Source organism: Ktedonobacter racemifer DSM 44963 (genome assembly GCF_000178855.1).
GTDB lineage: Bacteria > Chloroflexota > Ktedonobacteria > Ktedonobacterales > Ktedonobacteraceae > Ktedonobacter > Ktedonobacter racemifer.
On record NZ_ADVG01000001.1, the window covers coordinates 1059887 to 1072670 of the forward strand.

Annotated in this window: 9 protein-coding genes and 1 pseudogene; 6 read left to right on the forward strand and 4 right to left on the reverse strand. The window is 54.5% G+C overall.

Annotated elements, in window-relative coordinates; genetic code table 11:
* Positions 1–102: 102 nt before the first annotated feature.
* Positions 103–723 carry a pentapeptide repeat-containing protein gene (locus tag KRAC_RS60795; RefSeq protein ID WP_007904934.1) on the forward strand — a complete coding sequence of 207 codons (621 nt, stop codon included), beginning with the start codon at positions 103–105 and terminating at the stop codon, positions 721–723.
* A gap of 422 nt (positions 724–1145) precedes the next feature.
* On the opposite strand, the gene KRAC_RS60800 is transcribed toward KRAC_RS60795, so the two are convergent.
* Together KRAC_RS60800 and KRAC_RS68935 are read right to left on the reverse strand one after the other, a co-directional pair.
* The gene (locus KRAC_RS60800; protein ID WP_007904936.1) at positions 1146–2303 is read right to left on the reverse strand and encodes an AI-2E family transporter; all 1158 of its coding nucleotides are present in this window, start codon (positions 2301–2303) and stop codon (positions 1146–1148) included.
* A gap of 399 nt (positions 2304–2702) precedes the next feature.
* Positions 2703–3116, reverse strand: coding sequence for a ribbon-helix-helix domain-containing protein (locus KRAC_RS68935; RefSeq protein WP_338010112.1), 414 nt, complete (start codon positions 3114–3116; stop codon positions 2703–2705).
* On the opposite strand from KRAC_RS68935, the pseudogene KRAC_RS04795 reads away from it, so the two are divergent.
* A pseudogene (locus KRAC_RS04795) lies at positions 3000–3662 on the forward strand (transposase); the annotation flags it as partial. The gene KRAC_RS68935 and the pseudogene KRAC_RS04795 sit on opposite strands and share 117 nt — an antisense overlap.
* 209 nt (positions 3663–3871) lie before the next feature.
* On the opposite strand, the gene KRAC_RS04800 reads toward KRAC_RS04795, so the two are convergent.
* Both KRAC_RS04800 and KRAC_RS78095 read right to left on the reverse strand, forming a co-directional pair.
* Positions 3872–6328, reverse strand: coding sequence for a valine--tRNA ligase (locus KRAC_RS04800; protein WP_007904939.1), 2457 nt, complete (start codon positions 6326–6328; stop codon positions 3872–3874).
* A gap of 302 nt (positions 6329–6630) precedes the next feature.
* The gene (locus tag KRAC_RS78095; RefSeq protein WP_274532081.1) at positions 6631–6753 is read right to left on the reverse strand and encodes a hypothetical protein; all 123 of its coding nucleotides are present in this window, start codon (positions 6751–6753) and stop codon (positions 6631–6633) included.
* Between the two features lie 347 nt (positions 6754–7100).
* Between KRAC_RS78095 and KRAC_RS04805 the strand changes: the two genes are divergently transcribed.
* The 4 genes from KRAC_RS04805 (at position 7101) to KRAC_RS04820 (ending at position 12734) form a co-directional block, all read left to right on the forward strand.
* Complete coding sequence (locus KRAC_RS04805) at positions 7101–7421, forward strand: DUF2171 domain-containing protein (RefSeq protein WP_007904940.1); 321 nt, start codon at positions 7101–7103, stop codon at positions 7419–7421.
* Between the two features lie 456 nt (positions 7422–7877).
* Positions 7878–8978 carry a sigma-70 family RNA polymerase sigma factor gene (locus KRAC_RS04810; protein ID WP_007904941.1) on the forward strand — a complete coding sequence of 367 codons (1101 nt, stop codon included), beginning with the start codon at positions 7878–7880 and terminating at the stop codon, positions 8976–8978.
* A 212-nt stretch (positions 8979–9190) separates the two neighbouring features.
* On the forward strand, positions 9191–10936 hold the full coding sequence (locus KRAC_RS04815; RefSeq protein ID WP_007904943.1) for an ArnT family glycosyltransferase: 1746 nt from the start codon (positions 9191–9193) through the stop codon (positions 10934–10936).
* A 76-nt stretch (positions 10937–11012) separates the two neighbouring features.
* Positions 11013–12734, forward strand: coding sequence for an MptA/MptB family glycosyltransferase (locus KRAC_RS04820; RefSeq protein WP_007904944.1), 1722 nt, complete (start codon positions 11013–11015; stop codon positions 12732–12734).
* Positions 12735–12784: the final 50 nt, after the last annotated feature.

Consider the following 12784-nt stretch of genomic DNA (forward strand, 5'->3'; position numbering starts at 1 on the left):
CGTTTGAGATGGTCTCGTTCTCTCTGGTGCATTTCTTCTTTCCCTATGTCAGCCTTCAGAAACATGTAATCGATGCAATAAGTAGAACCGCAGGTGAGGTATATGGTCAATCAATCCCCTCTTGAGCGTCTCGCGGAAGGCAAAACACTTTGGAATACATGGCGACACGATTATGCTGAAATACAGGCATTCGAGCCAGAGCTTCATGGCGTTGATCTCCACAAAGCAGATCTCACGGGATTCGATCTCCACGAAGTCGATCTGACTGAAGCCGATCTACGTGAAGCAAACTTACGAGGGGCGGACCTCCACGGAGCGGACCTGCGCCATGCCGATCTCAGAGGAGCCGATCTCAGCAACGCGAATCTCATGAAGACACGTATGTATGGGGTAGACGCACGCGGTGCTCTCTTCCATAACGCAAGCCTGAATGGCGCTGACCTCAACAATACGGATCTGCGCGGCGTGGATTTCTCTGGAGCCATCCTTGGCAAAGCGAGGTTTCACAAAGCGAATATGGCTGGAGTCGACCTTCGTGAGGCCAACCTTGATAAAGTGGACCTACGAGACGCAAACCTCGACAGAGGTCTCTTTCGCAAACCATTCCCTGAGCAGACACCCTTACCAGACGGTGAGCGTGGAAAAAGAGGCCTCAAAACCTCGCTGAAAGCTGAAAAAAGAAGATCAAGACACACCACCATTCAGAACGACCCTGCGGCATAGTTGGGATCCCGACAGAAAACCCCTCAAAATTCCGGTGTTTGGTGTTGACTCACTTTGGCAGAGGCTGGAAAGAGGCGATTCTATCGCGATACTCTGTAGAGTCTGATACCGTTGGAAACAGAGAAGTTGTGTCAGAAGGATTCCCTCCTCTTGATGAAGGTAAGCGTATAGAACCTCACGACATAGAGGAACTACTGAGTAACATCCATGAGTTGTTGGAGAAAAAGGGAATAGCGGTCACCATGTAACCAGGTTCTGGAGAACAAAGAGGAAGAGGCGGAAGTGATGTCGTTTCACTTCCGCCTCTTCCTCTTTGCTCTCTGGCCTGTCTTCCCCTGGTTGAAAGAAAGCCTTGCCGTGAACTGCTCCCTTTCCGAGTCTCAGTCCCAATCGAGCGTTTCTGCTGTTCGTTCGATACTCCTCTACACAAGTTCTTCCGGTATCGTTTTTATCTTGGAAGGGGCAGACAAATTTACATCAACTGTTTCCAAAGCTTGCTGTTCCACCTGTTCAAATTGTTCTGGACGTGTGTGTCGCCAGTTTATCCAGAGGGCCACGACGAGCACTTGAAGCACACCCACAACAGGGGCAGCAAAGAGAGCTCCCCAGATACCAAAAAGTTCAGCACCTGCAATCAGAGCGGCGATAGAGATCACCGGGTGTAATCCCACCGCCTGGCCTACAATTCGGGGGCCAATGACATCGCCTTCGAGGATGTGAACGATAATGAAGTAGATCAAGACACCCAACGCGATAAGCCATCCCTGAGTCAGCGCAAGCAACACACAGATAGCTCCAGATACTAGTGTTCCTAACACTGGAATGAACTCCAGGACGAATGCCATGACTCCCAGGAAGACAGCGTAGGGAACATGAAAAATGAACATGCCCCCACCCACTAGAACCCCAATGAGGGTTGACATGATCAGCTGACCCCGAATATAGCCACCAACGATCCGTTGGAGCGTGTCCAAAACGGTACTGGCACGCGCCACATGAGGAGAGTTTTTGCGAACCCAGGTGGAGATACGTGTCCCATCATTAAGCAGGTAGACGCTCAGTACAGCGATCAGCACCAAATCTAAAATGGCGTTTACCACTCCGCTGACCAAGGGGACTGCATCCCTGGCAGCTCCTTCAAGGCGAGAGGTGATTTGTGAACCAAACGACGAGATCTGTGTGTGCGAGATGCCAATGGAACCCAGCGTCTGCTCAATTGGGGAAAGCTGACCAGCTCCCTTGGGAGTGAGAAGTGTCTGGACAGAACTGGCCAGGGCGCGCACCTGGTCTATTGTCGTCGTCACCACTAGATAGATCAGGAAACTGAGCACACTAAGCACCAACACGTACATAATCAGGATCGCCAAAAGGCGAGGCATAAAACGATGGAGCAGCTTAACACCAGGAGCCAGTGCATAGGCTAGAAGGACCGCAATTATCAGCAGTAGAAGCGTATGGATGATATGACTCGCGCCCCACAGAACAAGACCTGCCAACGCCGTCCACGCCAGTATGGCAAGAGGGATATCGCGTCGTCGTGCCCATTTCGTCGTAGTTGTTTCTAAATGCGGAGAAGTCATGTATATGTCTTTCTTTCTTCCTCAGAAGCAGACCACACCGCTTAAGGAGTCAGATGGTTAACACTTCCGGCCCTGGTTTGCAGATGTAGCCCTGCGATTAGGGGGTGCACATACTGCTTCATACAAGAAGGAGCAGTATGACGGGGACGACTCTCACAAATAGCAACCGTTTCCATTCTGGGAACACTTACGGAATAAAAGAATGTTTCACCGTTCAAGGACAGAAAGAAGAGTTGCCATATAGCGTGGTTGTTGAGAGGGCAATTGTAGAGATACCCGAAAAGATATGCTTTCTCGCCATCTGGTGAACTCATTGAAAGGAGGAACCTTTCTCGACTTCACAGGGTAACACGCTCAGCGGAGAGGAAAGTTTCAGTAAAGCATACAGCACAGAGAGGATCAGGTACGCATTCTATCACCTGAAATGAGCTTCCTCTCTGTGTCTTTACAGGAAACGAGCCAGAAAGCCCCTGTGATGTATCCAGGGGATGAATGGCTCTTCCTTGTTTGGTGGGTGGGAGGTGTAGGCTGATACGTTGGGTCATCCCACGCTAAATAGGCATCTAAGGCCCGGCGTATAATTTCAGCCATTGGTAAATCTTCCTCCTGGCTACGCTTTTCAAGTTGTCGCTTCTGTCGTTCAGTGATATAAATGTTCGTTCGTTCCTTCGGCATATATTCCCTAAGAAACAGGGCAAAGCACGCTTGCACTGGAAAGAGAGCAAGAGGTATCAAGCAACCAGGAGACAGCATGCCAACCTGGAGCGCAGACTCGCCGCGCACCGCAAAAGCCTCCATGGCAACCTCGCGCATCGCATTGCCCAGGTGGGTAATACCATCACCATCGAAAAAACCTCGTTCAAAGGATGGCAGAAGCAGTATGGCAAGAGTATTGGACTTCGCGCCCCAGGGCTGTTTCTAGCGCATCTGGCCCGCATAGTTGCGAAAACTGGCGGCGCCCTGAGCGAAGTCTCTGCTTTCAAGACCAAACTGAGTCAGTATTGCCATCACTGTGGGCAGTATGTGAGGAAACCGAGATCACAACGCTGGCACCACTGCCCTTGCGGCTTAGGGCCGGTGCAACGCGATTTGTACTCGGCCTTTTTGCTGGCCCACCTGGAACCGGAACACACCATCCCCTCTGTCACCCAGCACGTCTGGGAAGGTGCGGAGCCGCGCCTGCAAGCCGTGATGGAGGGGCTGCAACAACGTGCGAATGAGGGGCAAGTGCTGCCCCGAAGCATGGGCTTGCTGGCTTCTGGGAAAGCTGTCCGTGCCCGAGCGCGTCGGCTCGAAAGTCCTGCTTATCCCCACCAAGAGCCTTGTTCTCCGTCAGGTGAGCAAGGAAACGGTGGGTGAGCAACAGGAACCCCCGCGCATTCATGCCGGGGAGGTTTTAGTTACCCCTCTTCTAGTGTTCATCATTTCAGAGACTTGACAGTTGTCTTTGGTATCATTGCAATGATCGCTTCTGTGCTGTAGAGAAGGACTATGCGCTACTTACGTCCGCGCCTACGCATAGGCGCGGACGTAAGTAGCGCACTGCATACAACTTTTAAACGTTCAGGCTACAACGCCTCTTGCCTGGTAAGGCTCACTCCTGCCTCCATCTCCTGCGGCGTGAAGATTAATTCACGTGCACGCGTGGCACTTTTGAGGTCGACCAGGGCGGCCTCAAGCGTACCCTTGAGATCCGGGCGAACGTTTAGCTCAAGGCGCTCCAGTTCTGCCCCGACCGAGAGCCCCTGCTCCGCTTTATAGCGCCGAACCTGTTTTAGCAGTTCCAGTAGCGCCTGCCCATCCGCCTCAGACCGTGCATTCTGCCACCACGCTGGCGCCTGGGGCCAGGACGCCAGGTGCAACGAGGAGGCGCCCTCTCTCTCTTGGAAGAGACCCTGATAGATCTCCTCAGTGATAAAAGGCATATATGGAGCCAGCAGCTTTATGACTGACAGTAGAGCCTGGTAGAGCGTCCACCTGGCCGCCTGCGTCTGTTCGCCCATATCGTTATACAACCGCGCCTTGACCAGCTCCAGGTAGTTATCGCAGAGATCCGACCAGAAGAAGCGCTCGACCTCCGCACGCGCGGCGGCATAGTCGTTCTCTATGAGTTCCCTGGTGGCATGCTCAATGGTCTGCGCCAGACGAGCCAGCAGCCAGCGATCCGTTGGCAGGAGTCCATTCGGCTCAGGCGTAGAGGCTATCTCCTCGGGCGAGAGTTCCTGCAAGTGACGCGCGGCAAAGCGGGCCGCGTTCCAGAGTTTTGTGACCAGGCGACGACCGTTGGCGATCAGCTCAGGATGAAAGGGCGTATCCAGGCCGGGCTTGATCGAGGTCGCCCAGTAGCGTAGCGCGTCCGCCGACTCGCGCTCAACCAGTTCCAGTGGTCCGCCTGTATGGCTATTCCCCTTGGACTTTGAGATCTTTGAGCGCTCCGCCGAGAGCGCATGGCCCGAGACCAGGACCTCGCGCCAGGGAAGCTCACCGGCATGGTATAGGGCCTTGACGATGGTATAGAAGGCCCAGGTCCGAATGATGTCATGCGCCTGAGGACGCAGGCTGGCCGGGAAGTGGCGCGCGAAACGCTCTGGATCATCAACCCAGTTCGCGATGATCAGGGGCGAGCACGACGAGGTCGCCCAGGTATCCATAACATCGCGCTCAGGCTCAAACTCCGTCGAGCCGCAAGAGCAGGGGTGCCCAGGCGCGGTGATACGCGGGTCAATCGGCAACTGCTCCCGCGAGGCCAGCAATAGTTGGCCACAGGCTCGGCACGTCCAGGCGGGAATGGGAACACCCAGGAAGCGCTGGCGCGAGATACACCAGTCCCATTGCAGATTCTCGACCCAGTGCTCATAGCGCGCCTGCATAAAGGCAGGCGTCCAGCGAATCTGGCGCCCGGCCTTAAGGAAACGCTCCTTCTGATCCAGGACACGAATAAACCACTGGCGCGTGTGCAGGTATTCGACGGGCGTACCACAGCGTTCATGAACGCCGACGTTATGCTCAATCGTCTCTTGCTGCAAGATCAATCCCTGCCCCGCTAGAATCTCCAGGATGCGTTTTCGTGCCTGTGGAACCGAGAGGCCAGCCAGTGGTCCCGCCAGTTCCGTCATACGTCCATCACGGCCAATAGCCGCCAGCAGGGGCAGTTGATGGGTGCGCCACCAGCGAACATCGGTGGAATCGCCAAAGGTACAACACATAACCGCGCCACTCCCCTTGGCGGGATCGACCGCCTCATCCGCCAGGATAGGAGCCTCGATACGCTCTCTGGAGGAGAAAGACGCGCTCGCGAGCGAGGCATGTGTCCCAACCAAGCCAGCATAGCGCGCATCCGAAGGGTGAACAAAAATGGCGACACAGGCTGACAGCAGCTCTGGGCGCGTGGTCGCAATAGGAAGTGTCGCGCCATTCTCCAGCGTAAAAGCCAGGGTAGAGAAGCGCGTTGGCAGTGTCGTATCATCAACTTCCGCTTGGGCGATGGCGGTCTGGCACTCGGGACACCAGAGGGTGGGGGCCGGGAGCGCATAGACACGCTTCGCCTGGTAGAGCTGGATAAATGACCACTGCGAGGTACGTTGCGCCTGCGGCGAAATGGTGGAATAGCGATAGCGCCAGTCAATGCTCAGGCTTAAACGCCGCCAGAGCGTTTCAAAGCGCTCCTCGGTCTGGCGTATCAGGGTATGACACTGCTCCAGGAACTCGGGCAGTTCCATCTCCAGGGCCTTGCGCTTGATGGTCTTCTCAACATAGCGCTCGGTAGGAAGGCCATTGTCATCGAAGCCCATAGGGTAGAGAACGCGTTCACCAAGCATACGGTGAAAGCGCGCGATAACATCGGCCTGCGTATAGGAATAGCAGTGTCCAATATGGAGTTCACCAGAGACGGTAGGGGGTGGGGTATCAATCGTGTAGACAGGCGCAGAGCCATCAGGAAGAAAAGCGTAGGTCTGGGCATCGTGCCAGAATTGCGCCAGGCGCGGCTCAGCGGAGCGAAAATTGTAGCGGTCGGGCAAACTCATCGTGGTACTCCTTCAGGTAGAGACATTCCGCTGCCGTCAAACAAGGACGAGGGCAGCGCTCGCGGTACCACCTTGATTCGATAGTCGACCCGCCCAACCATGACAAGGGTCAGACTATCCTTATGTGCAGCAATAACGGGCCACACCCGGAAGAACTTACTACACGTTTTGTGCATCTCAGTTCTTCGACTTCCGAGCCACGTTCAGGGGACTAAATTGAAAGAGGCTCTCACCCGGTGGCCTCTCTTCTCTGGCAATCCGCGTTTCCCTTACTCCGCTCGTTCGCAGTCACTTTATAGATTTTATTTACAGGGATTATCATACCGCTTTTGTACGGTTGAGTCAAGTAGCTCTTCGCGCCTGCGGCGCTCAGAGAGGTAAGGTGTGTGGCGATGGTGGCTGGCTGCGCCAGCCACCATCGCCACACACCTTACCCTTTTTGGAAGGCTCGTGCAGATAGGCAAAGAGCTTCACAAATATTCCCTGTGACATCGCTCCTCGGGGTAAGGGATGTAATCATGGCAGGCTACAAGCCCTCACAAATATTCCCTTTTCCGTCTGTAACACCGCTCCTCATGGGTAGGGAATGTGGGCGTGGCGCGCGAATGCGCGCCACGCCCACATTCCCTACCCATGCGAGCTTGCGAGCTGAGAAGAAGAGAAAATGAAACTTTTCTGGTACTTAACACGTGAATATGGCGAGATAGGCAGATGATAAGGTCAACTTTTGCATTGTGACATTCACACTCGACAGAAAGGAAGGTAAAACTACATGACACAGTGGACATCGAATAATATACATAAGGGGATGCAGGTATATTCAGCAGAGAATGAGGACCTGGGGCATATCGAAAAGGCCTACGATGATTCCTTCCTGGTGCAGAAAGGACTCCTCTTCCACAAGGATCGCTATATTCCCTATAGTGTGATCTCAACAATTGATGAGGAAAACGTCCATCTTATGGTCAGTAAGGCCGAGGCCAGAGAGATGCGCTGGGATCAGCGCCCCAGCGAGCATACAGGTGACACCCTGCAAACGTTCTACGATCACGGCACTGACCTCGATAATCCATTAAATACCCATCGCGCATAATTTCTTTGAATCCGCATACTACATGCAGTAAGAGCATCGGTCCGGTGTAGCAAGCAGCCAGACCGGTGCTTTTTTGCACTTTCCCGAAAAGAGGCGTACATCTTTACCCGCTCTACCACAATCAGGCAACCTGCTTTCAGAAAAATCACCTTAAGGCATAGAACCTCAAAATCCCGTTTTTCTGGCTATGCTGTAGCATCGACGGAGGCAACCGTGGGTTCCTGGACCTGGCACAAAACTGCCTACTGTTATTTCCCTACAAGATACGGTTAGAACCTTACTCGATTTAAGGTAATTACCTGATGTAATAACAAGCGGCATTGACTACACTTAGGACGTATAGATAAACAGACAGAAGCCAAAGATTGCCACAATAAGCTGAATGCTTATTTTGTAGACCAGGCCATGGAGCCGACGCTGATTTGTCGGTAGATTTCCAGAAGGGAGCGTGGAAGCATGGCAATTGCCAATCCTATTCGTGATGAGCGTCGATCCAGGCTTACTAGCCACGAGGATGTGCTAGCAGAATTCACCACTTCCCTGGGCATTGAGATCGACGAGGCACTTACAGAGCAACGTACAACCGAATCTCTTCCCCATTTTGCGGTGCTGGAAGACGAGATCGCAGCCCTGCTGAGTGATGATGATGATGACGACGACGAAGAGGGCGATGAGGATAGCACTTCATCAGCACATACCCATCGCGGTGGGGTAACCAGTACCAAGGCCAATGGTTCTGAAGATGCCTTCCAGAGCTACCTGCGTGACATTCGCGGGTATGGACTCCTCACACACGCGGAAGAGATCGACCTGGCACAAAGAGCGGCGGCAGGCGACACCATAGCTCGCCGTAAACTCGTCGAATCCAACCTGCGCCTGGTCATCTCCATTGCACGCCGCTACACCAGCACAGGTGTCCCCCTGATCGATCTTATCCAGGAGGGTAACCTGGGTTTAATGCGCGCCGCTGAGAAGTTTGACCACCAGCGTGGCTGCCATTTCGGCACGTATGCTACCTGGTGGATTCGCCAGGCCGTCAGCCGCGCCGCTGGCGAGCAATCGCGCATGATCCATCTCCCTGAACACGTCTCGACACGCCTGCGCAAGGTTCGCCGCATCTCTGCTCAACTCTCTCAGGAAAACGGGCTTGATCCTATGCCTGAGCAGATCGCGGAGGCCTGTCATTTTGAGGTCGACGAGGTCAAAAATTTGCTCGGAGTTATCGAGCAGCCAGTCTCCCTCGACACACCCGTTGACGATGAAACACGCTACTCGCTGGGCGATACGCTCGAAGACGATACCACTCCCGCGCCAGCCGAGACAGCCTCGCGCCACCTGCTTGGCGAAGAACTCCACCGCGCCCTGGCCGTGCTCACGCCGCGAGAGCGCTCAGTCGTGATGCTGCGCTATGGCATAGGTGATGGTCGCAGCCGTACATTGCTGGAGGTGGGCAAAGAGCTCGGTATCTCCAGAGAACGTGTACGCCAACTCGAAGTCGTGGCGCTCATGAAGCTCCGCAGTGTCACCAACGCGCAAGCACTTCACGACTGCGTTTAACCTGGCATAGTATAAAACAGAATAAGAGGAGGGCGTCTGCACATGCAGACGCCCTCTTGTGCATGCTACAGTGGTATGCGTTTCGTGCTATTTGCTCGACAACTCTACCAGAGTATGCTATATATACTACGGCTACAGCTTCTTAATAGCTCACTGACACATCAACACGCTTCGTTTGACACATAACATCTTGGCGGAGGGGCTTTCCAAGCATGATCAAACAACTCACCGAACGCCAGGAAGAGAGCACGATCCAGAGCGGCACCACCTCACGTTTTAGGCTTACACGCCCTGCTATTATCGATATTTGTGTGGTCCTCGTTCTGCTCATCGTGGCGCTTATTCCACGCATCCAGCTCGCAAACCAGCTTGACATGGTTACCGACGAGATTGTCTATATCTGGGGCGGAAAAGTCTATTTTTCCCTCCTCACCCATCTACAATTTACCTCGCCAGCCTGGCACTACAACTACGAGCATCCTCCGCTGGTAAAGCTCTTAATTGGCTTCACCCTGGCGTGTAACTCCCACCTGGGACATCCTCTCACAGAGCTGCAAGTCGAGCGCGTTCCCAGTATCGTCATGGGCGTGCTCCTGATCGGGGCTATCTACTGGCTTGGTCGCCGCCCCTTCGGGCGTACCGTGGCCACGCTGGCGGCGCTCTGCCTGGCGGTCAGCCCCTGGTTGGCCTATTTTAGCGCCCTGGCCTATCTGGATATGACCATGACCACGCTCGCGACCATCGCCTTCTTGCTACTGTGGTACGCGGTCCAGCGTCCCTGGATGTACCTGCTGGTAGGCGTCTTCCTGGGGCTGGCAGCTGATAGCAAATATCCCGCCGTCTTCCTGGTGCCAGGTATGGTGCTCTATGCGCTCTACTATACCTTCTTCATCCGCCCTCGCCTGGGCGATGCCAGCAAACCACCATGGAAATGGTGGATTGGCGCCATGCTGCTTTCGCTACTCGTTTTCCTGCTCGTTGATCCCGCCATCTGGACCAATCCACCTGTGAAGCTCTTTGAAAGCTTCTTCTATGAGTGGAATCACTCTACAATGGGGCATCTCACCTTTATGGCCGGAGCCTCCTACGAGCATATGCCAAGCTGGACCATTTTCTACATGCTGGGGGCCAAGCTCAGTGTCTTCTTAACCCTGCCAGCGCTCGGCTTTATCGTGTATGCCGTGGTCAAGCTCATTCGCTATCACCGTACCCCCAGCGCTGTCGCCCCAATAGAGGCGGCCAATCTGGCCTTTCTCTCAATCTGGCTTGTAAGCGCTATTGCGATGTATAGTCTGCTGAATATCGTTGTGGGGACACACTACTATCTGCCAGTGGCGCCTCCTATCGCACTCAGTGGAGCCTTTGGCCTGGCAGTCCTGTTACGCTACCGGCGCCGTCTGCCCTGGGCTCAGAAAAGCAGCCAGGCAGTCGCGGCAGATGGGACGCCTCTCGATGAGCAGAAAATTTCACGTGTACGCCCTTATACGCCCTTGAACGCCCGTGCAGGGATCACCATTGCGCTAATGGTGCTCATCCTCACAATTCCACACCTGATCGGCCTCGTGACTATTCGGGATGCCGAGGGCTATACCAGTGAACTTTTTCCGAACGAAAATGCCTCACTGCAAGTGGCCTATCCAGGTTATCGCGATGCCGTCCTCTGGCTGGCTGACCACACTAAAGGATCCGCCAGGGTTGGTCTCGTGGCGATCTCCTTAACGACTCTGGGGAGCGGCCCTCAGGATGAGCGGAGCTGGTACTATTACAATCAGGATTTACCCAAACAGCTCAGCCTCTCGACGGTGACCCCATCCGATCACACCTACAAAAGCGACTACCTTGTCTGGCCAATGCACCTGCAACAGCGCGGGTTTACGATACCCGAACCCTGGCGCTCGCATATTGTGCATACCATCACCGGTGGCAATACCATTTACTGCTACATTCTCTCGCGCTAACCGTCCCCAGGTCGCCTCTCTAGCGACTCAGAAAGCGATCTGCGTTTGAGTATGTAGCCAGGAGTTTGTTTACCGTATGCATTCAACCATATCAGAACGTTTCCCGGCCACAGCGAATACCAGTATAGAAGCAAAGGCGCCGAGTCCCTCCCTGAGAGCACTCGGCCTCTGTGCTCTGGCGCTCCTGCTCTGCACAGTATTGATGCTCTCACCCCTCTCACGATTGGTTGGGGTAGAGCATATGAATGGGATCGCGCCCTTCATCAATGCACTTCTCAGCTTGAGTGCCTGGCTCCCAACAGATCTCCATCTCGTGGGCACCCCTGCCAGATCAGTGAAAAATACCAGCCTGGTGTTCTTTATTGGTGCGACCCTTCTCGCGTTTCTTGTCTATGGCATAAGCGCCTGGTGGCTTGCACGCCAGCCCGCTCAGGCAAATTACCGCGTCACTCAACGCTGGATTATGGCAATTGCGCTCCTGGCTGGCCTCTGCTTCGTCTTCACGCCAGCCATGCTCTCCAATGATGTCTTTGTATACGCTGGCTACGGACGACTGGTCTCAGCCTATCATGCCAGTCCCTACTTTGAGCTGCTCACAAACTACCCTGATAAACTCAATCTGTATGACGATTGGCGGGGTGCCACATGCGCCTATGGCCCCTTCTGGGTACTCATCTGTACACTGGTCTCAACCCTGGCAGGCACAAATATCTTGTCTTACCTGCTGACCTATCGCCTCCTGGCACTGGCTTCCAATCTCTGTAATATTCTCCTGGTGGGTTTGATTCTCCGCAAACTGGGACGCTCTGAGCGCACAGTCACCCTGGGCATGCTTCTCTATGCCTGGAATCCCTTGATGCTACAAGAAAACGGCCTGGGCGGCCATAACGATACGGTTATGGTCACCTTCCTCCTTCTGGGGGCCTACTGCTGGCTACAGCACGAACTACGCGCTTTCACAGAGCGCTTGAGGGTACGCGACTACCTGCCCGCGCTGGCCTGCTTCTCTATCGCGCTCCTGATCAAGTATTCCTGCGCCCCCCTGGTCTTGCTCTTCTTCGTGCTCATGGGGCGGCGTGCTATGCTGGCCGCGGCTCAACAAGGGAAAGCGCTTCGGGGTCAGCTCTTAGAGGCAGGCAGGGATATCCTCATTGGTGGCGCCTTCTGCGCGGTGCTGGTGATCGGTTTCTACCTGCCTTTCTGCCTGAGACATAGCATTCCCGATATTATCAAGAGCTTCTCGTCCCCACCATCCTCCTACCTATCTTACAACTCCATTCAGCAAGCCGCTGGCCGCTGGCTCGACTGGAACAAGAGTCAGCAGGGGGGTGTCAATTACACAATCTTTACCGTGCTGGCAGCCCCCGTTGTCTGGCGGATCATCAATGTGATTGTCATAGGCGCCTCAATGCTAGCAGGCCTGGTCGCGCTCTGGCGTAAACCCAGTATTCAAGTATGGGCACTGGCCTGTATCGCCTTCCTATCGCTGCTCTACCTCGTCATCACCTGGCTCTTCCCCTGGTATATTACCTGGGTCATAGGTCTGGCCTGCATCTGCCTACCCGCGCGTGGTCGCCTGCCGCGCGCCCTGGTGGGTACAGCCCTGCAATTTACGCTTACCATCCATTTCCTCTACCTCTTCTTCTTTCCCAGCTCGCCTTTTGGGCGCTGGAATGGCTGGGACTTCTTGACGACACTGCTCCCCCCTATAGCTACCTTCCTGGTCCTCTACTACTGGGGGCCCCGTCACTCCCAGGCAGCAATGCTCACGCGGGAAAAGCCTGCACACCAGGCCTGAAAACATTATTATCCACCAGAGAGACAAGAAGGCCCAAGTCGTATGTGACT